This window comes from Citrobacter sp. RHBSTW-00524 (genome assembly GCF_013747755.1).
GTDB classification, from domain to species: Bacteria; Pseudomonadota; Gammaproteobacteria; order Enterobacterales; family Enterobacteriaceae; genus Citrobacter; species Citrobacter braakii.
This window is the reverse complement of sequence record NZ_CP056421.1, coordinates 392903-414404: the sequence shown is the minus strand read 5'-3', so window position 1 is coordinate 414404 and position 21502 is coordinate 392903. Positions and strand designations below refer to the sequence as shown.

Here is a 21502-nt window from a genome sequence, read left to right as displayed (position 1 = left end):
TGATTAATGCAGCATACCTTCATTCACTTCAAAGAGTAATTCTTCCATTTGCTGATAGGCATTTTCACAACCTGGAATATTGAAAAGCACCATCAGGATCACCCACTTCAGGTCTTCCAGATCGAACTCTGCCGTATCCAGCGCGAGTACGCGCTCAATGACCATTTCTCGTGTTTCGAGGTTTAGCACCTGAATCTGTTCCAGGAATAGCAGGAACCCTCTACAGCTTGCATCCAGTCGATCGCACTCTTCTGCGGTATAAATACGTATAGAAAGAGGATCGGATGCCAGTTGCATAGGTTCGGCAAGACCATCCTGATAATCAGCAAGCTTTTCCAGCCAAAGTAACGCGTTGTAGATGTCTTCACGATCAAAACCAGCGTCGGTAAGATCCCGTTCCAGTTTGTCCTGATCCACACGCAGCTCAGCTTCGTTATGGATATATGTCTCAAACAAATACATTAGTACGTCGAACATGGCATGCCCTCCTCAATCGGACATAGCCGCCGGGTACAGCTGCGATCCATCCTGCTAACTCCAGTTCGAGCAGTTGAGCCACTACCTCTGGCACAGGTTGGCCGGCACGTTCAGCGACGACGTCAACAGGTGTTACCTCATCTCCTACGTTAGCCAGGAGCTCCGGAAATGGCAATGCCACCTCTTCGTGATCTGGCGAATAAATTGATTTTTCAGGTTCATCTGGCAACCATTGCAACCCATATTGCAAATTTTCCAGAATTTCTTCTGGAGCCGTCACAAGCGTGGCTCCCTGCTGAATAAGCCAATGTGGACCTTCACTTCCCGGACTCCCAATCGGTCCAGGCAACGCAAAAACCTCCCGCCCTTGTTCCAGTGCACAACGCGCAGTGACCAGTGACCCGCTACGCTGAGCAGCTTCTACAACCAGAACTCCTTTACTTAGACCACTAATAATGCGATTTCGTCGGGGAAAATTGCGCGGCAAAGGAAGCGTATCTAATGGGAACTCAGACACCAGTGCGCCTCCAGCCTCAATCAGTCGTTTAGCCAGACTGACATGCTGTCGTGGATGAATGGTCTCAAGCCCATTTCCCAGCACCGCAATACTCGTGCCTTCTCGGTTTATCGCAGCATTGTGCGCCACACCATCAATCCCCCGGGCCAGGCCGCTGGTGATCGTCACGCCGCATGCTGCAAGCTTTTCACAAAACAGCCGCCCCCAGCGTTCGCCATACCAGGAGTGCTGTCGGCTACCGACGACGGCAACCTGAAACGAGCTAAGGCATATGGGATTTCCTGCCACAAAAAGCACCCCAGGATAATCCTCAATTGCACGGAGCTGTGCCGGATAATGCTCGCTGTCGGCAACCACAAAATGGTGATTGGGCTGTTCAAGCCAGCGCAGCGTTTTTTCCAGCGTCTGATCTGGAAAGGTTAAAAAGCGCCGAGCCTGGCGGGGGGAGAGCCCAGCATGATGAAGTACCACGTTGTTAATACATGGCTGAGTATTGAGCCAGTGGGCAACGCGCACCATCTCATCACCATACAGTTCATTCACTTGTGCTAAACGTAGCCAAATTTCGATTTTGGTCATCCCTGTTCCCCTGCCACAAGCAGTCCTGACAATCTTTGCGATTGGTCACTGATGCTGTCAATCAGAGGGGGTTTTGTCTAGAATAGAGGTAATAATCTTTTCAACTCCTGAACACAACTCTGGATAACTATGTCAGTTTTGCAAGTGTTACATATTCCGGACGAGCGCCTTCGCAAAGTCGCAAAACCGGTCGAAGAAGTGAATGCAGAAATTCAGCGTATCGTTGATGATATGTTCGAGACGATGTACGCCGAAGAAGGTATCGGTCTGGCAGCAACTCAGGTCGATATTCATCAGCGCATCATTGTTATTGATGTCTCTGAAAATCGCGACGAGCAGTTGGTACTCATTAACCCAGAGCTGCTGGAAAAAGACGGCGAAACAGGTATTGAAGAAGGCTGCCTGTCTATCCCCGAACAGCGTGCGTTAGTACCGCGCGCAGAGAAAGTAAAAATTCGTGCGCTCGATCGCAACGGCAAATCTTTTGAACTGGAAGCCGATGGCCTGCTGGCTATCTGCATTCAACATGAAATGGATCACCTGGTCGGTAAACTGTTTATCGATTATCTGTCTCCGTTGAAGCAACAACGCATTCGTCAGAAAGTTGAAAAACTCGACCGCCTGAACGCCCGAGCTTAAGGACAAGAATCAACGTGTCAGACTCACTACGTATTATTTTTGCGGGTACACCTGACTTTGCAGCGCGTCATCTCGACGCGCTGTTGTCTTCTGGACATAACGTCGTTGGCGTGTTTACCCAACCGGACCGCCCGGCGGGACGCGGTAAAAAGCTGATGCCCAGCCCGGTAAAAGTGCTGGCGGAAGAAAAAGGGATACCGGTTTTCCAACCCGTCTCTCTTCGTCCTCAGGAAAACCAGCAGCTGGTTGCTGATTTACGCGCAGACGTGATGGTAGTGGTAGCATATGGCCTGATACTGCCAAAAGCCGTACTGGAAATGCCGCGTCTGGGTTGTATCAACGTTCACGGTTCCCTGCTTCCACGCTGGCGTGGCGCAGCCCCAATCCAGCGCTCACTGTGGGCAGGCGACGCCGAAACTGGTGTGACCATCATGCAGATGGATGTTGGCCTCGACACCGGTGATATGCTGCTTAAGCTGTCCTGCCCGATAACTGCAGAAGATACCAGCGGTTCGTTATACGATAAGCTGGCAGATTTAGGACCTCAGGGGCTGATTGAAACGCTAAAACAGCTGGCGACTGGCACCATAAAACCCGTTGTACAAGATGAATCACTGGTTACGCATGCAGAAAAACTCAGCAAAGAAGAGGCCCGTATCGACTGGTCGCTTTCAGCCGCTCAGTTGGAACGCTGCATCCGCGCCTTTAACCCGTGGCCAATGAGTTGGCTTGAAATCGACGGCCAGCCAGTGAAAGTCTGGCAAGCTACGGTTATTACAGCGAACACACAGGCCGCACCAGGCACTATTCTTGAGGCGACAAAACAGGGTATCCAGGTCGCAACGGGCGACGGCATCCTGAATCTCGTCTCTTTGCAACCTGCCGGTAAAAAAGCCATGAGCGCGCAGGATCTGCTTAATTCGCGCCGGGAATGGTTTGTACCCGGTAACCGTCTGGTATGACGGTTCATCTCTTTAAGCCCGGTATCTCCGGGCATTTTTATTTTTGCGCTTATGAAAAAACATCTTAATTTACGCAGTATGGCGGCCCAGGCCGTCGAACAGGTTGTCGAAAAGGGACAATCATTAAGCAACGTGCTGCCCGCCATGCAGCAAAAAGTTGCCGATAAAGACAAAGCACTGTTGCAGGAGCTTTGCTTCGGCGTGTTGCGTACACTCTCCCAACTGGAGTGGATGATCCAGCAGTTGATGGAACGTCCAATGACGGGCAAACAGCGCACTGTTCACTATCTGATCATGGTGGGCTTCTACCAACTGCTGCATACTCGTATTCCACCGCATGCTGCTTTGGCAGAGACCGTAGAAGGTGCAGTCGTTATTAAGCGTCCGCAGCTTAAAGGGCTGATCAACGGCGTGCTGCGCCAGTTTCAGCGCCGTCAAGAAGAGCTACTGGCTGAATTCTCTCAAAGCGATTTACGTTTCTTACACCCCTCCTGGCTGGTGAAACGTATTAAGACCGCTTATCCGCAGCAGTGGGAAGCCATTCTTGAAGCCAATAACCAGCGACCGCCGATGTGGTTACGTGTCAATCGTAACCATCATACGCGCGATGCCTGGCTGGACCTGCTGACCGAAGCGGGATTAACCGGTTTCCCGCATCCAGATTACCCGGATGCAGTGCGTCTGGAAACGCCAGCTCCTGTGCACGCCCTCCCTGGTTTTGATGAAGGCTGGGTAACCGTCCAGGATGCTTCCGCTCAAGGATGCATAAACTATCTGTTGCCGGAGGACGGTGAACAGATCCTCGACCTATGCTGTGCGCCGGGGGGCAAAACCACTCACATTCTGGAAGTTGCTCCGCACGCTAACGTAATGGCTGTCGATGTTGATGAAAAACGCTTATCGCGCGTTTTCGACAATCTAAAACGTCTGGGTATGAAGGCAATCGTAAAACAGGGTGATGGCCGCTATCCACAGCAGTGGTGCGGTGAACAACAGTTTGACCGTATTTTGCTGGACGCTCCGTGTTCTGCCACCGGAGTGATCCGTCGCCATCCGGATATCAAATGGCTGCGTCGCGACCGGGATATTGCTGAACTTGCCCAGTTGCAGGCTGAAATCCTGAATGCAACCTGGCCACATCTTAAACCTGGCGGCACGCTGGTTTATGCAACCTGCTCTATCCTGCCAGAAGAAAACCAACAGCAAATTGCCGCCTTCCTTGCGCGTACGCCAGATGCTGTATTAAGCGTCACTGGTACGCCGGAAAAACCTGGACGTCAGAATTTACCGAGTGCGGAAGATGGTGATGGCTTCTTTTACGCTAAGCTAATCAAAAAGTGATGAGATAACGGGTCGCGACTGATGAAAATTATCATTCTGGGCGCAGGGCAAGTTGGCGGTACGCTGGCTGAAAACCTGGTCGGAGAGAACAACGATATCACGGTAGTCGATACCAATGGTGAGCGCCTGCGTAGCCTGCAGGACAAGTTTGATCTCCGTGTCGTGCAAGGGCATGGTTCGCATCCCCGCGTTCTACGTGAAGCTGGTGCTGACGATGCCGATATGCTGGTTGCCGTAACCAGCTCAGATGAAACAAATATGGTTGCCTGCCAGGTAGCTTATTCACTGTTTAACACGCCTAATCGTATCGCTCGTATTCGTTCACCGGATTACGTTCGTGATGCGGACAAGCTATTTCAATCTGATGCGGTGCCTATCGATCACCTGATTGCGCCTGAGCAACTGGTTATCGATAGCATTTATCGCCTGATTGAATATCCGGGCGCATTGCAGGTAGTGAATTTTGCCGAAGGAAAAGTCAGCCTGGCCGTGGTGAAAGCCTATTACGGTGGGCCGCTGATTGGTAATGCGCTGTCGACAATGCGTGAGCATATGCCGCACATCGATACCCGCGTTGCGGCGATTTTCCGTCATGACCGACCGATCCGTCCGCAAGGTTCTACCATTGTTGAAGCGGGCGATGAAGTTTTCTTCATCGCGGCCTCGCAGCATATTCGCGCCGTAATGAGCGAATTACAGCGTCTGGAAAAGCCTTACAAACGCATTATGTTAGTGGGCGGTGGTAATATTGGCGCCGGGCTGGCACGGCGACTAGAAAAAGATTACAGCGTCAAACTGATTGAACGTAATCAACAGCGCGCATCCGAGCTTGCAGAGAAACTGCAAAATACGATCGTCTTTTTTGGTGATGCCTCGGATCAAGAGCTGCTGGCGGAAGAACATATCGATCAGGTTGATCTGTTCATTGCGGTAACCAACGATGATGAAGCGAATATCATGTCGGCGATGCTTGCCAAACGGATGGGCGCCAAGAAAGTGATGGTGTTGATCCAACGCAGAGCATACGTCGATCTGGTGCAAGGCAGCGTGATCGATATTGCGATTTCACCGCAGCAGGCAACCATCTCTGCGCTGCTCAGTCATGTGCGTAAAGCGGATATTGTTGGTGTATCTTCACTGCGCCGTGGCGTCGCGGAAGCCATTGAAGCCGTTGCACACGGTGATGAAACGACGTCACGGGTTGTGGGTCGCTCAATTGATGAAATTAAACTTCCACCAGGAACCATTATTGGCGCCGTTGTGCGTGGTAACGATGTGATGATTGCCAATGATAACCTGCGTATTGAACAGGGCGATCACGTAATTATGTTCCTGACAGATAAAAAGTTTATTACCGACGTCGAGCGACTATTCCAGCCAAGTCCGTTCTTCCTGTAATAATTTGGGCGCTGAAACTGCGCCTAAATTATTTCCCTTTATTTTTCATGGTTTAATAAATTTCTATTTAGGTAATACATAAATGGAAATTGCCTAAACATTTGTTAAACTTATAAACGTCAGCTGCATAGGGAGAATAAGATGAGCATTATTAAAGAATTTCGCGAATTCGCGATGCGCGGGAATGTTGTCGATTTGGCAGTGGGTGTCATTATTGGTGCGGCATTTGGGAAGATTGTTTCATCACTGGTTGCCGATATCATCATGCCGCCGCTGGGGTTGTTAATTGGTGGAATTGATTTTAAACAGTTTGCTTTAACACTACGTGATGCACAGGGAGATATCCCTGCAGTCGTTATGCATTACGGTGTATTTATTCAGAATATCTTTGATTTCGTTATTGTTGCGTTTGCTATCTTTATGGCAATCAAGCTGATCAACAAACTGAACCGTAAAAAAGCGGAAGAGCCAGCAGCACCGCCGGCGCCATCGAAAGAAGAAGTATTGCTGAGTGAAATTCGTGACCTGCTGAAAGAACAGAATAACCGCTCTTAAGCACTCACTGAAACAAGAAGGCCAGTGGTAAAAAAGTGAATGACTTTCTTGCCACTGGCCTCCCAGTTACCCCGATTACCATGTTTACCTTTACGTAGATAACTTCCTTTCCCTTTCTTATTTTTCTCAACGCGCTGCCTGAACAGTGGGTCATGTAGAAGCGCCTCAATGGCGTTATCTTTTATCTGCCCTTTAGTGTGCTGATAACGACTCATAATACCTCCGGTTGTCGTAATTTACGCCGCGAGTGTAGACCTGACCGTTCAATAAATCAACAGCCTGATGGTGATCCACTGGCGCCTTGCTCAAGTGCTTCAAGGATAGAGCAGTACACGCTGCTGTGTGCCTTGCCACAACACGCGTCATTCAATCGCTGCAGCGACCGTTGCATCGCCTGAAGCTCAGCTATTCTCGCTTCCACTTCCTGCAATCTTTCCTGGACGATCCCTTTTGATTCCTGGCAGGTATGGTGTTCGGGATCGATGCGGATCGAAAGCAGTTCGCGGATCGATTCCAGAGTGAAACCAAGCTGACGGGCATAGCGAATAAACTTTAGACGCTGAAGATCGCTTTCCGTATAGAGACGAAACCCGCCTTCTGTACGTATTTCATGTTCCATCATCTGCTGCTTTTCATAGTAGCGGATAGTATCAGGCGTCACGTCAGCCAGTTTCGCTAATTCACCAATACGGTACATGTTATCTCCGCTATTCGTCGTTGATCTTCTGTAGCAGCTTATCTGCGTATTCACCGTGTAAAAACTCGGTGCTGAGTCCAGCCTGCCGAAGTTTCAGTTCCAGTAGTGACAGTCTTCGACTCACTTCCTGATAATGGGGATCATCTTTGCGGATCCCTGCAAGCATTTCAAGCAGTTGTATTGCCTCTCTGCGCTGCTCAAGCTCAGGAGGAAGACATCCCGCATTTTTTAATAAACGGAATCCGGCTCGAAGCTCAGGCGGAATGTGGGAATCATCGTCAAGAACCAACGGTTCTCCTGTACCAGGCAAACCATCAAACTCACCTTTAGACTGTGCATCAATAATATGGCGCTCTGCCCACTGGTCCAGTAACCACATACAACACTCCAGTGATGAACAAAAAGAGTACAGATATTGTAGGTAAGTGGGGATATGACGGATATAAAAAAACCCGCCGAGGCGGGTTTTTTTACGTTACTACAGATTACTCTGCAGCAGCTTCTGTTTTCTCTGAACGATCAACCAGCTCGATGTATGCCATCGGCGCGTTGTCGCCTGCACGGAAGCCACACTTCAGAATGCGAGTGTAACCACCGGCGCGGCTCGCGAAACGCGGGCCCAGTTCGTTAAACAGTTTTGCCACGATCTCGTTATCACGAGTACGGGCGAATGCCAGACGACGATTAGCTACGCTATCAGTCTTGGCAAGAGTAATCAGCGGCTCAACTACGCGACGCAGCTCTTTCGCTTTCGGCAGAGTCGTCTTGATGATTTCATGACGAACCAGTGAACCTGCCATATTGCGGAACATAGCCTGGCGATGGCTGCTGTTGCGGTTCAGTTGACGACCACTCTTACGATGGCGCATGACCTTATCCTTCTCAGTAAAACCTTAACCTGTGATCCGGTTACTCGTCAGCGATGCTTGCCGGTGGCCAGTTTTCCAGGCGCATGCCCAGAGACAGTCCACGGGAAGCCAGCACGTCTTTAATCTCAGTAAGAGATTTTTTACCAAGGTTAGGCGTCTTAAGAAGCTCAACCTCAGTACGCTGTACCAGATCACCGATATAGTGGATAGCTTCTGCTTTGAGGCAGTTAGCAGAGCGGACAGTCAATTCCAGATCGTCAACAGGGCGCAGCAGGATCGGATCGAATTCTGGTTTCTCTTCTTTAACTTCCGGCTGACGTACATCACGTAAGTCAACGAAAGCTTCAAGTTGTTCAGCCAGAATGGTTGCCGCACGACGAATCGCCTCTTCAGGATCGATTGTGCCGTTGGTTTCCATTTCGATGACCAGCTTGTCCAGGTCGGTACGCTGTTCTACACGCGCTGCTTCAACATTGTAGGCAATACGCTCTACAGGGCTGTAGCATGCGTCGACCAGCAGACGGCCGATTGGGCGCTCATCTTCTTCCGAATGAATTCGGGTAGAAGCCGGCACATAACCACGACCGCGCTGAACTTTGATACGCATGCTAATAGATGCATTCTCATCGGTCAGGTGGCAGATCACGTGCTGTGGCTTGACGATTTCGACATCACCATCATGGGTAATGTCGGCTGCAGTCACAGGGCCAATGCCAGATTTATTCAAGGTAAGAATAACGTCATCTTTACCCTGAACTCTCACCGCCAGCCCTTTCAGGTTGAGCAGGATTTCCAGGATATCTTCCTGAACGCCTTCTTTGGTGCTGTACTCATGTAGTACACCATCAATCTCAACCTCGGTCACCGCGCAACCCGGCATCGATGAGAGCAGAATACGGCGCAGTGCGTTACCCAAAGTATGGCCAAAGCCACGCTCTAAAGGCTCAAGGGTCACCTTGGCGTGCGTCGAACTCACTTGCTCGATATCTACCAGGCGCGGTTTTAGAAACTCTGTCACAGAACCCTGCATTGTGTCCTCTCTTTGGTACTAAGCTTTACTTGGAGTAAAGCTCGACGATCAGGTGTTCGTTAATGTCCGCAGACAGATCAGAACGCTCCGGCTTACGCTTGAACGTACCTTCCATCTTGCCAGCATCAACTTCCAGCCAGGTTGGCTTTTCACGCTGCTCAGCCAGCTCCAGAGCGGCTTTCACGCGAGACTGCTTCTTCGCTTTCTCACGAATGCTAACAACGTCATTCGGACTAACCTGATAAGAAGCGATGTTAACAACACGACCGTTTACCATAATTGCTTTATGGCTGACCAGCTGACGTGCTTCTGCACGAGTGGCACCGAAGCCCATACGGTATACAACGTTGTCCAGACGACCTTCCAGCAGACCCAACAGGTTTTCACCGGTGTTGCCTTTCAGACGTGCTGCTTCTTTGTAGTAGTTACGGAACTGACGCTCCAGCACACCGTAGATACGGCGAACTTTTTGCTTTTCACGCAACTGCACACCATAGTCAGACAGACGCGGTTTACGCGCACCGTGCTGGCCAGGAGCTTGTTCAATTTTACACTTGGTATCGATCGCGCGAACGCCAGACTTAAGGAATAAGTCAGTGCCCTCACGACGGCTCAGCTTGAGCTTAGGACCCAAATATCTTGCCATTTTCTTTCTCCAACAATCCTAGAAACGACAGCGTTATACGCGACGTTTTTTCGGCGGACGACAACCGTTATGAGGGATCGGAGTCACATCAGTAATATTAGTGATGCGGAAACCAGCGGCGTTCAGAGCACGAACAGTAGATTCGCGACCTGGACCCGGTCCTTTGACCATAACTTCCAGATTCTTGATACCGTATTCTTTTACGGCTTCAGCGCAACGCTCTGCTGCAACCTGAGCTGCAAACGGAGTGGATTTGCGAGAACCACGGAAACCGGAACCACCGGCTGTTGCCCAACCCAGTGCGTTACCCTGACGATCAGTAATGGTAACGATGGTGTTGTTAAAAGAAGCATGGATATGAGCCACGCCGTCAGAGACTTGTTTTCTTACACGTTTACGTGCACGAATTGGTGCCTTTGCCATTATTCAATCACCCCGATTATTTCTTGATCGGTTTGCGCGGACCCTTACGGGTACGTGCGTTGGTCTTGGTACGCTGACCGCGAACCGGGAGACCACGACGATGACGCAAACCGCGATAGCAACCAAGGTCCATAAGGCGCTTGATGCTCATGCTAACTTCACGGCGCAGATCACCTTCAACGACAAATTTGGCAACTTCGTCACGCAGCGTGTCGATTTGTTCTTCAGACAGCTCACTGATCTTAACATCTTCAGCGATACCCGCGGCAGCCAGAATGGCTTTAGAACGGGTCTTGCCGACGCCGTAGATCGAAGTTAATGCGATCACAGCATGTTTCTGATCAGGAATGTTAATGCCTGCTATACGGGCCACTATGCACTCCTACTATTTAATATGTACGCACCATGCTGAAAAGCCCGTTTTCAGGATACTCAAATGGAAACGCACAGACATACAAAAGATTGGCTGGCTAATCTAGCCAGCTCAACCCAACTTTGCAAGAAAAATATGCGAATAAATCAGCCTTGGCGCTGTTTATGCTTCGGCTCGGCACTGCAAATCACACGGATGACACCATCACGCTTAACGATTTTGCAGTTACGGCATAATTTCTTGACGGAAGCACGAACTTTCATTTTTACTCTCCGTAACTTCTCGGGCGACTGTTAACGGCCGTAGCCTTTCAGATTCGCCTTCTTCAATGCAGACTCGTACTGACTTGACATCATCAGAGTTTGCACTTGAGCCATAAAGTCCATAATCACGACAACAACGATAAGCAGTGAGGTCCCACCGAAGTAGAACGGTACTTTCATTGCATCACGCATGAACTCCGGGATCAGGCAGATAAAGGTAATGTAGAGCGCACCAACCAGAGTCAGGCGGGTCATTACTTTATCGATATACTTCGCCGTTTGCTCTCCCGGACGAATTCCTGGTACAAATGCACCGGACTTCTTCAGGTTATCTGCTGTTTCACGCGGGTTGAAAACCAACGCCGTGTAGAAGAAACAGAAGAATATGATTGCAGACGCATAGAGTAACACATAAAGCGGTTGCCCAGGCTGCAAATACAGCGAAATTGTTGTCAGCCAGTTCCAACCAGTCCCGCCCCCGAACCATGACGCGATGGTCGCTGGGAACAGAATAATACTGGAAGCGAAGATTGCCGGGATTACCCCCGCCATATTCACTTTCAGCGGTAAATGTGTGCTCTGTGCAGCATAGACACGACGACCTTGCTGACGTTTCGCGTAGTTTACCACAATGCGGCGTTGACCACGCTCAACAAATACAACAAAGAACGTCACTGCAAATACTAATACTGCAACCAACAGCAACACGAGGAAGTGCAGGTCGCCTTGACGCGCTTGCTCGATAGTATGGGCAATGGCTGGCGGGAGTCCCGCGACAATACCGGCGAAGATAATGATTGAGATACCGTTGCCGATACCACGTTCAGTAATCTGTTCGCCCAACCACATCAGGAACATCGTCCCTGTAACCAGACTTACAACAGCGGTGAAATAGAATGCAAAGCCTGGATTCATTACCAGGCCCTGCATACCAGGCATATTCGGCAGACCGGTAGCAATACCGATCGACTGGAATATTGCCAGCACCAGAGTACCGTAGCGGGTGTACTGGCTGATCTTACGACGACCAGACTCCCCTTCTTTCTTAATTTCTGCCAGCGTTGGATGAACCACCGTCAGCAGCTGGATAATAATCGACGCCGAAATATACGGCATGATCCCCAGAGCAAAGATAGAAGCACGGCTGAGGGCACCACCAGAGAACATGTTAAACATTTCAATGATGGTGCCTCGCTGTTGCTCAAGCAGTTTGGCAAGTACAGCGGCATCAATACCAGGGATCGGAATGAAAGAGCCAATACGGAACACAATCAGCGCGCCGATTACAAACAGCAGTCTGCGTTTCAGCTCGCCTAAGCCACCTTTGGCACTTTGAAAATCTAATCCCGGTTGTTTAGCCATCTGCTACTTATTCCTCGATTTTACCGCCAGCAGCTTCGATAGCAGCACGAGCGCCTTTAGTAACACGCAGGCCACGAACAGTTACCGGAGTAGTGACTTCACCAGCCAGAATCACTTTCGCGAACTCGATCTGGATACCGATAATGTTAGCTGCTTTCAGCGTGTTCAGGTCTACAACACCGCCTTCAACTTTAGCCAGGTCAGACAGACGAACTTCGGCTGTAATCGCTGCTTTACGTGAAGTGAAGCCGAATTTCGGCAGACGACGGTACAGAGGCATCTGACCACCCTCGAAACCGCGACGTACGCCACCGCCAGAACGAGACTTCTGACCTTTGTGACCACGACCACCGGTTTTACCGAGGCCAGAACCGATACCACGACCCAGGCGGCGAGCCGCTTTTTTAGAGCCTTCGGCCGGAGACAGAGTATTTAAACGCATCTCTTACTCCTCAACTTTAACCATGAAGGAAACCGCGTTGACCATACCACGAACAGCAGGAGTATCCTCGCGCTCTACGGTGTGACCAATACGACGCAGACCCAGGCCAAGCAGCGTTGCCTTATGTTTCGGCAGACGACCGATTGCACTGCGGGTTTGAGTAATTTTAATAGTCTTTGCCATGGTTTATTTCCCCAGAATTTCTTCAACGGATTTACCACGCTTGGCAGCGACCATTTCCGGAGATTTCATATTTTCCAGGCCATCGATAGTTGCACGAACCACGTTAATCGGGTTAGTAGAACCATACGCTTTAGCCAGAACGTTACGAACTCCAGCGACTTCCAGAACGGCGCGCATTGCACCACCGGCGATGATACCGGTACCTTCGGAAGCCGGCTGCATGAATACACGAGAACCCGTGTGAGTACCCTTAACCGGGTGCTGCAGGGTGCCGTGGTTCAGCGCGACGTTAATCATATTGCGACGGGCTTTTTCCATCGCTTTCTGGATCGCTGCTGGAACTTCACGCGCTTTACCGTAACCAAAACCAACGCGACCGTTACCATCACCAACTACAGTCAGAGCTGTGAAGGAGAAAATACGACCACCTTTAACGGTTTTAGATACGCGGTTAACCGCGATCAGCTTTTCCTGCAGTTCGCCAGCTTGTTTTTCGATGTGAGCCATCTTACACCTCTACCTTAGAACTGAAGGCCAGCTTCACGGGCAGCATCTGCCAGTGCCTGGACACGACCATGATATTGGAACCCGGAACGGTCAAAAGAAACATCTTTGATGCCTTTTTCCAGAGCGCGTTCAGCAACAGCTTTACCTACAGCTGCAGCAGCGTCTTTGTTACCGGTGTACTTCAATTGTTCAGCGATAGCTTTTTCTACAGTAGAAGCAGCTACCAGAACTTCAGAACCGTTCGGTGCAATTACCTGTGCGTAAATATGACGCGGGGTACGATGTACCACCAGGCGAGTTGCGCCCAGCTCCTGGAGCTTGCGGCGTGCGCGGGTCGCACGACGGATACGAGCAGATTTCTTATCCATAGTGTTACCTTACTTCTTCTTAGCCTCTTTGGTACGCACGACTTCGTCGGCGTAACGAACACCCTTGCCTTTATAAGGCTCAGGACGACGGTAGGCGCGCAGATCTGCTGCAACCTGACCGATCAGCTGTTTATCAGCGCCTTTCAGCACGATTTCAGTCTGAGACGGACATTCTGCAGTAATACCCGCAGGCAGCTGATGGTCAACAGGGTGAGAGAAACCTAAAGCCAGGTTTACTACATTCCCTTTAACCGCTGCACGATAACCTACACCAACCAGCTGTAGCTTCTTAGTGAAGCCTTCGGTAACACCGACAACCATTGCATTCAGCAGGGCACGCGCGGTACCAGCCTGAGCCCATCCATCTGCGTAACCATCACGCGGACCGAAGGTCAGTGCATTATCTGCATGATTTACTGCAACAGCATCGTTGAGAGTACGAGTCAGCTCGCCGTTTTTACCTTTGATCGTAATAACCTGACCGTTGATTTTTACGTCAACGCCGGCAGGAATAACGACCGGTGCTTTAGCAACACGAGACATTTTTTCCTCCGATTAGGCTACGTAGCAGATAATTTCGCCACCAAGACCAGCCTGGCGCGCTGCACGATCAGTCATAACACCTTTAGAGGTAGAAACAACTGCGATACCCATGCCAGCCATAACTTTCGGCAGCTCGTCTTTACGCTTATAAATGCGCAGACCTGGGCGACTGACACGCTGAATGCTTTCTACAACAGCTTTACCCTGGAAATACTTAAGAGTAAGTTCCAGTTCCGGCTTGGTGTCGCCTTCAACTTTAAAATCTTCAATAAAACCTTCTTCCTTCAGCACGTTGGCAATTGCCACTTTCAGCTTGGAGGAAGGCATGGTGACCGCAGCTTTATTCGCGGCCTGACCGTTACGGATACGGGTCAGCATATCCGCGATCGGATCTTGCATGCTCATCTGTCTTTACTCCCGTGATTCAATTGGTAATTACCAGCTAGCCTTTTTCAAGCCTGGTACTTCACCGCGCATAGCGGCTTCACGCAGTTTGATACGGCTCAACCCGAACTTGCCCACATAGCCATGCGGACGACCTGTTTGACGGCAGCGGTTACGCTGACGGGACGGGCTGGAATCACGCGGCAGAGACTGCAGCTTGAGAACTGCGTTCCAACGATCTTCGTCGGTCGCGTTCACATCAGAGATAATAGCTTTCAGTTCAGCGCGTTTTGCGAAGTACTTATCAGCTAAAGCTACGCGCTTTATTTCGCGTGCTTTCATTGATTGCTTAGCCATTCAGTAACCCTACCTTACTTGCGGAACGGGAAGTCAAAGGCAGCCAGCAGAGCACGGCCTTCTTCATCAGATTTCGCAGTAGTGGTAATGGTAATATCCAAACCACGCACGCGGTCGACTTTATCGTAGTCGATTTCTGGGAAGATGATCTGCTCACGGACACCCATGCTGTAGTTACCACGACCGTCGAAAGACTTAGCGGACAAGCCACGGAAGTCACGGATACGTGGAACAGCAATAGTGATCAGGCGCTCAAAGAACTCCCACATGCGTTCGCCACGCAGAGTTACTTTACAGCCGATCGGATAGCCCTGACGGATTTTGAAGCCTGCAACTGATTTGCGTGCTTTGGTGATCAGCGGTTTTTGACCGGAGATTGCTGTCAGGTCAGCTGCTGCGTTATCCAGCAGTTTCTTGTCAGCGATCGCTTCACCAACACCCATGTTCAGGGTGATCTTCTCGACCCGAGGGACTTGCATGACAGAATTGTAGTTAAACTCAGTCATGAGTTTAGCGACTACTTCGTCTTTGTAGTAATCATGCAGTTTCGCCATCGTACTACTCCAAATTACTTGATAGTTTCGCTGTTAGATTTAAAGAAACGGACTTTTTTGCCGTCTTCGAATCTAAAGCCTACACGGTCAGCCTTGCCGGTTGCCGCGTTGAAGATAGCAAGGTTAGAGATCTGAATAGCTGCTTCTTTCTCTACAATGCCGCCTGGTTGGTTCAGGGCCGGAACCGGCTTCTGATGTTTCTTAACCAGGTTGATACCTTCAACAATGACCTTGCCGGAAGACAGGACATTCTTAACTTTACCGCGTTTACCTTTATCTTTACCGGTTAACACGATAACTTCGTCATCACGACGGATCTTCGCTGCCATGATTCGCTCCTTAGAGTACTTCTGGTGCCAGAGAGATAATTTTCATGAACTTCTCGTTACGAAGTTCACGAGTTACCGGCCCAAAAATACGCGTACCGATAGGTTGCTCGCTGTTATTGTTTAAAATAACGCATGCATTACCATCGAAGCGAATGACAGAACCGTCCGGGCGACGAACACCCTTCTTGGTGCGCACCACTACCGCCTTCAGCACATCACCTTTTTTGACCTTACCACGCGGAATTGCTTCCTTGATGGTGATCTTGATGATATCGCCGACGCCTGCGTAGCGACGGTGCGAGCCACCCAGAACCTTGATACACATTACGCGACGTGCACCGGAGTTGTCGGCGACGTTCAGCATAGTCTGTTCTTGGATCATTTTAGTGCTCCGCTAATGTCAACTACTACTGAGACCCGAAAATCAGGTCGTTAAAAAAGCCCCATATCGGGGGCGCGGCATTATAACACCGCTTCAACGATATGGGTAGAAAAAATAAACGGCTCATCGCTGAGCCGTTTATTCGTTGAGAATGCCTACTGTATTACAGAACGGCTTTCTCTACAACGCGAACCAGCGTCCAAGACTTGGTCTTGGACAGCGGACGGCATTCGCGGATTTCAACCACGTCACCAGTACCGCATTCGTTGTTCTCGTCATGTACGTGCAGTTTGGTCGTACGCTTAATGAATTTACCGTAGATCGGGTGTTTCACAAAACGTTCGATAGCAACAACGATGGATTTCTCCATTTTATCGCTAACAACGCGACCTTGCAGAGTACGGATTTTATCGGTCATTACGCACCCGCCTTCTCAGTCAGTAAAGTCTTAACGCGTGCGACATCACGACGCACTTGCTTCAACAGGTGAGACTGTTGCAGCTGGCCACTTGCAGCCTGCATACGCAGGTTGAACTGCTCACGCAGCAGATTCAGCAGCTCGGTGTTCAGCTCTTCAACACTCTTCTCACGCAGCTCTTTTGCTTTCATTACATCACCGTCTTAGTTACAAAGGTGGTTTTAATCGGCAGTTTCGCTGCTGCCAGCTTGAATGCTTCACGGGCCAGCTCTTCCGGTACGCCGTCCATTTCATACAGGACTTTACCCGGCTGAATCAAGGCAACCCAATACTCCACGTTACCTTTACCTTTACCCATACGCACTGCCAGCGGCTTTTCAGTGATCGGTTTGTCCGGGAATACACGGATCCAGATCTTACCTTGACGCTTAACTGCACGGGTCATAGCACGACGTGCTGCTTCGATCTGACGGGCAGTCAGACGACCACGGCCAACAGCTTTCAGACCGAAGCTGCCGAAGCTAACATCCGTACCCTGCGCCAGACCGCGGTTACGGCCTTTGTGCATTTTACGGAATTTTGTACGCTTTGGTTGTAACATCAGCGACGCTCCTTATTTACGGCCTTTACGCTGCTGCTTTTTAGGTTGCGCAGCCGGTTTTTCCGGTTGTTCAACAGCAGCCATACCACCCAGGATCTCGCCTTTGAAGATCCACACTTTAACGCCGATTACACCGTAAGTGGTGTGCGCTTCAGAGGTGTTGTAGTCGATGTCAGCACGCAGAGTGTGCAGAGGTACGCGACCTTCGCGGTACCATTCGGTACGTGCGATTTCCGCGCCGCCCAGACGGCCGCTAACTTCAACTTTAATACCTTTAGCGCCCAGACGCATTGCGTTCTGTACAGCACGCTTCATAGCACGACGGAACATAACACGACGTTCCAGCTGAGAAGTGATGCTGTCAGCAACCAATTTTGCATCCAGTTCAGGCTTACGCACTTCGGCGATATTGATCTGAGCAGGAACGCCAGCAATATCCGCTACGACTTTGCGCAGTTTTTCTACGTCTTCACCTTTCTTACCGATAACGATACCCGGGCGAGCGGTGTGAATGGTCACACGGATGCTCTTAGCCGGACGCTCGATAACGATACGAGATACAGACGCTTTAGCCAGTTCCTTAGTCAGGTACTGACGTACTTTAAAATCGCTGTCCAGGTTGTCAGCGAATTCTTTGGTGTTCGCAAACCAGGTTGAGTTCCATGGTTTTACAATACCCAGGCGAATACCATTAGGATGTACTTTCTGACCCATTGCTAGTCTCCAGAGTCTCAGCGATCGGACACAACCACAGTAATGTGGCTGGTGCGCTTCAGGATGCGATCTGCACGACCTTTTGCACGCGGCATAATGCGCTTCATGCTCGGGCCTTCGTCTACGAAAATTTTCGTAACTTTCAGATCGTCAATGTCAGCGCCATCGTTGTGTTCAGCGTTAGCAATGGCAGATTCCAGGACTTTCTTGACCAGTACAGCCGCTTTCTTATTGGTGTAGGTCAGAATATCCAGAGCCTGCGACACTTTCTTACCGCGAATCAGGTCTGCAACAAGGCGAACCTTCTGAGCAGAAGAACGAGCATGGCGATGTTGAGCTAAAGTTTCCATCTCTTCCTCCTACCTTATTTCTTCTTCGCTTTTTTATCAGCAGCATGGCCGCGATAAGTACGAGTCGGTGCGAATTCACCCAGTTTGTGACCGACCATTTCGTCGGAAACAAATACCGGAACGTGCTGACGACCATTATGGACAGCGATGGTCAAACCGATCATGTTAGGAAAGATCGTTGAACGACGGGACCAAGTGCGCAGGGGCTTCTTGTCTCCGCTTTCCACCGCTTTCTCTACCTTCTTCAGCAAGTGCAGGTCAATAAAAGGACCTTTCTTGAGAGAACGTGGCATGGCTTATCCTCTAAAATTATTTGCTACGGCGACGTACGATGAATTTATCAGTACGCTTGTTGCTGCGGGTCTTCTTACCTTTGGTCTGAACGCCCCACGGAGTTACCGGGTGCTTACCAAAGTTACGACCTTCACCACCACCATGTGGGTGGTCGACTGGGTTCATCGCAGTACCGCGAACGGTAGGACGAACACCACGCCAGCGTGCAGCACCTGCTTTACCCAGAACGCGCAGCATATGCTCAGCATTGCCAACTTCGCCCAGAGTTGCACGGCAGTCTGCTTCGACTTTACGCATTTCACCAGAACGCAGACGCAGGGTGACATAAGCACCATCACGAGCAACGATCTGAACGTAAGTACCAGCGGAACGTGCCAGCTGACCGCCTTTACCTGGTTTCATTTCTACGTTATGAACGGTAGAACCAACCGGGATATTGCGCATCGGCAGGGTGTTACCTGCTTTGATTGCAGCATCAACGCCAGATTGAACCTGGTCGCCAGCTTTCAGGCCTTTAGGGGCCAGGATGTAACGGCGTTCACCGTCTTTGTACAGAACCAGCGCGATGTTCGCGGAGCGGTTCGGATCGTACTCAAGACGTTCAACAACTGCCGGGATACCGTCTTTGTTGCGTTTGAAGTCAACAATACGATAAGCCTGCTTGTGACCACCACCGATGTGACGAGTGGTGATGCGGCCATTGTTGTTACGACCACCGGATTTGCTGTTTTTTTCAACCAGCGGAGCAAAAGGTTTGCCCTTGTGCAGCTCTGGGTTGACCACTTTAACAACGTGGCGACGACCCGGAGATGTCGGTTTACATTTAACAACTGCCATTGTATTACTCCTCCGACTTACTCAGCGCCGCCGACGAAGTCCAGATTCTGGCCTTCCTTCAGGGTGACGTAAGCTTTTTTCCAGTCGCTACGACGACCGATACGCTGTCCGTGACGTTTAACTTTCCCTTTAACTACCAGGGTGTTAACGACTTCGACTTCGACTTCAAACAGTTTCTGCACAGCAGCTTTGATTTCTGCTTTGGTCGCGTCTTTAGCAACTTTGAGAACGATGGTGTTAGTTTTTTCCATCGCAGTAGACGCTTTTTCAGAAACGTGCGGTGCGCGCAGCACTTTCAGCAGACGTTCTTCACGAATCATGCCAGCATCTCCTCAACTTGCTTAACAGCATCAGCAGTCATTACGACTTTGTCGAAGGCGATCAGGCTAACCGGGTCGATACCAGTTGCATCGCGTACGTCAACCTTGTGCAGGTTGCGCGCAGCCAGGAACAGGTTTTCGTCCAGCTCACCGGTGATGATCAGCACATCTTCCAGAGCCATGTCTTTCAGTTTCTGTGCCAGCAGCTTAGTTTTAGGCGCTTCTACAGAGAATGATTCGACAACGATCAGACGATCCTGACGTACCAGTTCGGACAGAATGCTTTTCAGCGCGCCGCGGTACATCTTTTTGTTAACTTTTTGACTGTGGTCCTGTGGACGAGCAGCGAAGGTCACGCCACCTGAACGCCAGATCGGGCTCTTGATAGAACCTGAACGCGCACGGCCGGTACCTTTCTGGCGCCACGGCTTTTTGCCTGAACCAGTTACTTCAGCACGAGTCTTCTGAGCACGAGTACCCTGACGAGCACCAGCTGCATAAGCAACAACAACCTGGTGAACCAGCGCTTCGTTGAAATCACGACCGAAGGTAGTTTCGGAAACAGTCAGCGCGCTCTGCGCGTCTTTCAATACTAATTCCATTGCTATCCCCTTACGCCTTCACAGCTGGTTTAACGATCAGGTCGCAACCGGTCGCACCCGGAACACCACCTTTAACCAGCAGCAGGTTGCGCTCAGCGTCAACACGTACTACGTCCAGGCTCTGAACGGTTACACGTTCGTTGCCCAGCTGACCTGCCATTTTCTTGCCTTTGAACACTTTGCCCGGAGTCTGGTTCTGACCGATAGAACCCGGAACGCGGTGGGACAAGGAGTTACCGTGAGTAGCGTCCTGGGTACGGAAGTTCCAGCGCTTAACGGTACCAGCGAAACCTTTACCTTTAGAGGTACCGGTTACGTCAACTTTTTTAACGTCAGCAAACAGTTCAACGCTAATGTTCTGACCAACGGTGTATTCTTCACCATCTGCCAGGCGGAACTCCCACAGGCCGCGGCCAGCTTCTACGCCAGCTTTAGCAAAGTGGCCAGCTTCCGGCTTAGTTACGCGGTTAGCTTTTTTAGCACCGGTGGTAACCTGAACAGCGCGATAGCCATCGTTAGCCAGATCTTTAACCTGAGTAACGCGGTTTGCTTCAACTTCGATAACGGTTACTGGGATAGATACGCCATCTTCAGTGAAGATGCGGGTCATACCCACTTTTTTACCGACTAAACCAATCATTGTATCAACCTCTCAATCGCTCGATGACCTGATTAACCCAGGCTGATCTGCACGTCTACACCGGCAGCCAGGTCCAGACGCATCAGAGCATCAACGGTTTTTTCAGTTGGCTCAACGATGTCAACCAGACGCTTGTGAGTACGGATCTCGTACTGATCACGCGCGTCTTTGTTGACGTGCGGGGAAATCAGAACGGTGAAACGCTCTTTGCGGGTCGGCAGCGGGATCGGACCACGAACCTGCGCACCAGTGCGCTTGGCAGTCTCGACGATTTCCGCGGTTGATTGATCGATCAGACGATGATCAAACGCTTTCAAACGGATACGGATTCTTTGGTTCTGCATGAGACCAGAGCTCCAATTATTTTATAGACGAAATAGTTACTCCTCAAACCCATTACGATTGATGGGAGAGTGTAACCGTTCTTACGTAGCCCCCTGATTGGGAGCGTTGTTGACGGTAAACCGCCACAGTTCATATCGAACTACCCGTCAGATTTGACAGGCTGGCGTATTATACGTATAGCCAGTACGGATGCAAGTGATT

38 protein-coding genes are annotated in these 21502 nt (G+C 50.3%); 5 read left to right on the top strand and 33 right to left on the bottom strand.

What is annotated here, in order from left to right; translation table 11 throughout:
* Positions 1 to 3 precede the first annotated feature (3 nt).
* Both smg and dprA read right to left on the bottom strand, forming a co-directional pair.
* The gene (gene smg, locus HV229_RS02000; RefSeq protein WP_003031162.1) at positions 4 to 477 is read right to left on the bottom strand and encodes a DUF494 family protein Smg; all 474 of its coding nucleotides are present in this window, start codon (positions 475 to 477) and stop codon (positions 4 to 6) included.
* Positions 449 to 1573, bottom strand: a complete 1125-nt coding sequence (gene dprA, locus HV229_RS01995) for a DNA-protecting protein DprA (RefSeq protein WP_047358918.1) — start codon at positions 1571 to 1573, stop codon at positions 449 to 451. The genes smg and dprA overlap by 29 nt, the downstream gene beginning before the upstream one ends.
* Positions 1574 to 1702: 129 nt before the next feature.
* On the opposite strand from dprA, the gene def reads away from it, so the two are divergent.
* The 5 genes from def (at position 1703) to mscL (ending at position 6468) form a co-directional block, all read left to right on the top strand.
* Complete coding sequence (gene def / locus HV229_RS01990) at positions 1703 to 2212, top strand: peptide deformylase (protein WP_003031159.1); 510 nt, start codon at positions 1703 to 1705, stop codon at positions 2210 to 2212.
* 14 nt (positions 2213 to 2226) lie between these two features.
* Positions 2227 to 3174 (top strand): methionyl-tRNA formyltransferase, encoded by a 948-nt coding sequence (gene fmt / locus HV229_RS01985; protein WP_016154740.1) that lies wholly within the window; start codon positions 2227 to 2229, stop codon positions 3172 to 3174.
* A 51-nt stretch (positions 3175 to 3225) separates the two neighbouring features.
* Positions 3226 to 4515 carry a 16S rRNA (cytosine(967)-C(5))-methyltransferase RsmB gene (rsmB, locus tag HV229_RS01980; RefSeq protein ID WP_181546802.1) on the top strand — a complete coding sequence of 430 codons (1290 nt, stop codon included), beginning with the start codon at positions 3226 to 3228 and terminating at the stop codon, positions 4513 to 4515.
* A 21-nt stretch (positions 4516 to 4536) separates the two neighbouring features.
* Entirely contained in the window at positions 4537 to 5913 is a 1377-nt protein-coding gene (trkA, locus tag HV229_RS01975) for a Trk system potassium transporter TrkA (protein ID WP_003031153.1), read from the top strand.
* Positions 5914 to 6054: 141 nt separating this feature from the next.
* A complete protein-coding gene (gene mscL, locus HV229_RS01970) occupies positions 6055 to 6468 on the top strand; it encodes a large-conductance mechanosensitive channel protein MscL (protein WP_016154742.1) in 414 nt (137 codons plus the stop codon).
* Here mscL and arfA read toward each other — a convergent pair.
* From arfA to rpsJ, 31 genes are all read right to left on the bottom strand, one after another.
* Positions 6465 to 6683, bottom strand: coding sequence for an alternative ribosome-rescue factor ArfA (arfA, locus tag HV229_RS01965; protein WP_016157605.1), 219 nt, complete (start codon positions 6681 to 6683; stop codon positions 6465 to 6467). The genes mscL and arfA overlap by 4 nt on opposite strands.
* A gap of 56 nt (positions 6684 to 6739) precedes the next feature.
* Positions 6740 to 7165, bottom strand: a complete 426-nt coding sequence (gene zntR, locus HV229_RS01960) for a Zn(2+)-responsive transcriptional regulator (protein ID WP_016154744.1) — start codon at positions 7163 to 7165, stop codon at positions 6740 to 6742.
* Between the two features lie 10 nt (positions 7166 to 7175).
* Positions 7176 to 7544 carry a DUF1992 domain-containing protein gene (locus HV229_RS01955; RefSeq protein WP_181546800.1) on the bottom strand — a complete coding sequence of 123 codons (369 nt, stop codon included), beginning with the start codon at positions 7542 to 7544 and terminating at the stop codon, positions 7176 to 7178.
* A gap of 106 nt (positions 7545 to 7650) precedes the next feature.
* Entirely contained in the window at positions 7651 to 8034 is a 384-nt protein-coding gene (rplQ, locus tag HV229_RS01950) for a 50S ribosomal protein L17 (RefSeq protein WP_001216370.1), read from the bottom strand.
* Between the two features lie 40 nt (positions 8035 to 8074).
* Positions 8075 to 9064 carry a DNA-directed RNA polymerase subunit alpha gene (gene rpoA / locus HV229_RS01945; RefSeq protein ID WP_003031139.1) on the bottom strand — a complete coding sequence of 330 codons (990 nt, stop codon included), beginning with the start codon at positions 9062 to 9064 and terminating at the stop codon, positions 8075 to 8077.
* A gap of 25 nt (positions 9065 to 9089) precedes the next feature.
* Positions 9090 to 9710 carry a 30S ribosomal protein S4 gene (gene rpsD, locus HV229_RS01940; RefSeq protein ID WP_003031138.1) on the bottom strand — a complete coding sequence of 207 codons (621 nt, stop codon included), beginning with the start codon at positions 9708 to 9710 and terminating at the stop codon, positions 9090 to 9092.
* Between the two features lie 33 nt (positions 9711 to 9743).
* Positions 9744 to 10133 carry a 30S ribosomal protein S11 gene (rpsK, locus tag HV229_RS01935; RefSeq protein WP_003031137.1) on the bottom strand — a complete coding sequence of 130 codons (390 nt, stop codon included), beginning with the start codon at positions 10131 to 10133 and terminating at the stop codon, positions 9744 to 9746.
* Positions 10134 to 10149: 16 nt separating this feature from the next.
* Entirely contained in the window at positions 10150 to 10506 is a 357-nt protein-coding gene (gene rpsM, locus HV229_RS01930) for a 30S ribosomal protein S13 (protein WP_003031135.1), read from the bottom strand.
* Positions 10507 to 10652: 146 nt separating this feature from the next.
* On the bottom strand, positions 10653 to 10769 hold the full coding sequence (rpmJ, locus tag HV229_RS01925; RefSeq protein WP_000868187.1) for a 50S ribosomal protein L36: 117 nt from the start codon (positions 10767 to 10769) through the stop codon (positions 10653 to 10655).
* 30 nt (positions 10770 to 10799) lie between these two features.
* A complete protein-coding gene (secY, locus tag HV229_RS01920) occupies positions 10800 to 12131 on the bottom strand; it encodes a preprotein translocase subunit SecY (RefSeq protein ID WP_001118864.1) in 1332 nt (443 codons plus the stop codon).
* 7 nt (positions 12132 to 12138) lie between these two features.
* On the bottom strand, positions 12139 to 12573 hold the full coding sequence (gene rplO, locus HV229_RS01915) for a 50S ribosomal protein L15 (RefSeq protein ID WP_003031132.1): 435 nt from the start codon (positions 12571 to 12573) through the stop codon (positions 12139 to 12141).
* 3 nt (positions 12574 to 12576) lie between these two features.
* Entirely contained in the window at positions 12577 to 12756 is a 180-nt protein-coding gene (gene rpmD, locus HV229_RS01910) for a 50S ribosomal protein L30 (RefSeq protein ID WP_001140434.1), read from the bottom strand.
* A gap of 3 nt (positions 12757 to 12759) precedes the next feature.
* Positions 12760 to 13263 (bottom strand): 30S ribosomal protein S5, encoded by a 504-nt coding sequence (rpsE, locus tag HV229_RS01905; protein WP_003031131.1) that lies wholly within the window; start codon positions 13261 to 13263, stop codon positions 12760 to 12762.
* A 14-nt stretch (positions 13264 to 13277) separates the two neighbouring features.
* On the bottom strand, positions 13278 to 13631 hold the full coding sequence (gene rplR, locus HV229_RS01900; protein WP_000358960.1) for a 50S ribosomal protein L18: 354 nt from the start codon (positions 13629 to 13631) through the stop codon (positions 13278 to 13280).
* Between the two features lie 9 nt (positions 13632 to 13640).
* Positions 13641 to 14174: a 50S ribosomal protein L6 gene (gene rplF / locus HV229_RS01895; protein ID WP_003031129.1), complete on the bottom strand. Its 534-nt coding sequence runs from the start codon at positions 14172 to 14174 to the stop codon at positions 13641 to 13643.
* Positions 14175 to 14186: 12 nt separating this feature from the next.
* Positions 14187 to 14579 carry a 30S ribosomal protein S8 gene (gene rpsH, locus HV229_RS01890; protein ID WP_003031127.1) on the bottom strand — a complete coding sequence of 131 codons (393 nt, stop codon included), beginning with the start codon at positions 14577 to 14579 and terminating at the stop codon, positions 14187 to 14189.
* A 30-nt stretch (positions 14580 to 14609) separates the two neighbouring features.
* Positions 14610 to 14915 carry a 30S ribosomal protein S14 gene (gene rpsN, locus HV229_RS01885; RefSeq protein ID WP_181546798.1) on the bottom strand — a complete coding sequence of 102 codons (306 nt, stop codon included), beginning with the start codon at positions 14913 to 14915 and terminating at the stop codon, positions 14610 to 14612.
* Between the two features lie 14 nt (positions 14916 to 14929).
* Positions 14930 to 15469 (bottom strand): 50S ribosomal protein L5, encoded by a 540-nt coding sequence (gene rplE / locus HV229_RS01880; protein WP_003031123.1) that lies wholly within the window; start codon positions 15467 to 15469, stop codon positions 14930 to 14932.
* 14 nt (positions 15470 to 15483) lie between these two features.
* Entirely contained in the window at positions 15484 to 15798 is a 315-nt protein-coding gene (gene rplX, locus HV229_RS01875; RefSeq protein ID WP_003031122.1) for a 50S ribosomal protein L24, read from the bottom strand.
* A 10-nt stretch (positions 15799 to 15808) separates the two neighbouring features.
* Positions 15809 to 16180 carry a 50S ribosomal protein L14 gene (gene rplN, locus HV229_RS01870; RefSeq protein WP_000613954.1) on the bottom strand — a complete coding sequence of 124 codons (372 nt, stop codon included), beginning with the start codon at positions 16178 to 16180 and terminating at the stop codon, positions 15809 to 15811.
* A 163-nt stretch (positions 16181 to 16343) separates the two neighbouring features.
* Positions 16344 to 16598, bottom strand: a complete 255-nt coding sequence (gene rpsQ, locus HV229_RS01865; RefSeq protein ID WP_003031120.1) for a 30S ribosomal protein S17 — start codon at positions 16596 to 16598, stop codon at positions 16344 to 16346.
* Entirely contained in the window at positions 16598 to 16789 is a 192-nt protein-coding gene (gene rpmC, locus HV229_RS01860) for a 50S ribosomal protein L29 (RefSeq protein WP_000644742.1), read from the bottom strand. Before rpmC ends, rpsQ begins: the two co-directional genes overlap by 1 nt.
* Positions 16789 to 17199, bottom strand: a complete 411-nt coding sequence (gene rplP, locus HV229_RS01855) for a 50S ribosomal protein L16 (RefSeq protein WP_000941212.1) — start codon at positions 17197 to 17199, stop codon at positions 16789 to 16791. Before rplP ends, rpmC begins: the two co-directional genes overlap by 1 nt.
* Before the next feature lie 12 nt (positions 17200 to 17211).
* The gene (gene rpsC / locus HV229_RS01850; protein WP_000529945.1) at positions 17212 to 17913 is read right to left on the bottom strand and encodes a 30S ribosomal protein S3; all 702 of its coding nucleotides are present in this window, start codon (positions 17911 to 17913) and stop codon (positions 17212 to 17214) included.
* Between the two features lie 17 nt (positions 17914 to 17930).
* The gene (gene rplV, locus HV229_RS01845; RefSeq protein WP_000448832.1) at positions 17931 to 18263 is read right to left on the bottom strand and encodes a 50S ribosomal protein L22; all 333 of its coding nucleotides are present in this window, start codon (positions 18261 to 18263) and stop codon (positions 17931 to 17933) included.
* Positions 18264 to 18277: 14 nt separating this feature from the next.
* A complete protein-coding gene (gene rpsS, locus HV229_RS01840) occupies positions 18278 to 18556 on the bottom strand; it encodes a 30S ribosomal protein S19 (RefSeq protein WP_001138115.1) in 279 nt (92 codons plus the stop codon).
* Positions 18557 to 18572: 16 nt separating this feature from the next.
* Positions 18573 to 19394, bottom strand: coding sequence for a 50S ribosomal protein L2 (gene rplB / locus HV229_RS01835; protein ID WP_016154746.1), 822 nt, complete (start codon positions 19392 to 19394; stop codon positions 18573 to 18575).
* A gap of 17 nt (positions 19395 to 19411) precedes the next feature.
* Positions 19412 to 19714 carry a 50S ribosomal protein L23 gene (gene rplW, locus HV229_RS01830; RefSeq protein ID WP_000617546.1) on the bottom strand — a complete coding sequence of 101 codons (303 nt, stop codon included), beginning with the start codon at positions 19712 to 19714 and terminating at the stop codon, positions 19412 to 19414.
* Positions 19711 to 20316, bottom strand: coding sequence for a 50S ribosomal protein L4 (gene rplD, locus HV229_RS01825; protein WP_003031119.1), 606 nt, complete (start codon positions 20314 to 20316; stop codon positions 19711 to 19713). Before rplD ends, rplW begins: the two co-directional genes overlap by 4 nt.
* 10 nt (positions 20317 to 20326) lie before the next feature.
* Positions 20327 to 20956, bottom strand: coding sequence for a 50S ribosomal protein L3 (rplC, locus tag HV229_RS01820; protein ID WP_003031117.1), 630 nt, complete (start codon positions 20954 to 20956; stop codon positions 20327 to 20329).
* A gap of 32 nt (positions 20957 to 20988) precedes the next feature.
* The gene (rpsJ, locus tag HV229_RS01815) at positions 20989 to 21300 is read right to left on the bottom strand and encodes a 30S ribosomal protein S10 (protein WP_001181005.1); all 312 of its coding nucleotides are present in this window, start codon (positions 21298 to 21300) and stop codon (positions 20989 to 20991) included.
* Between the last annotated feature and the right edge of the window lie 202 nt (positions 21301 to 21502).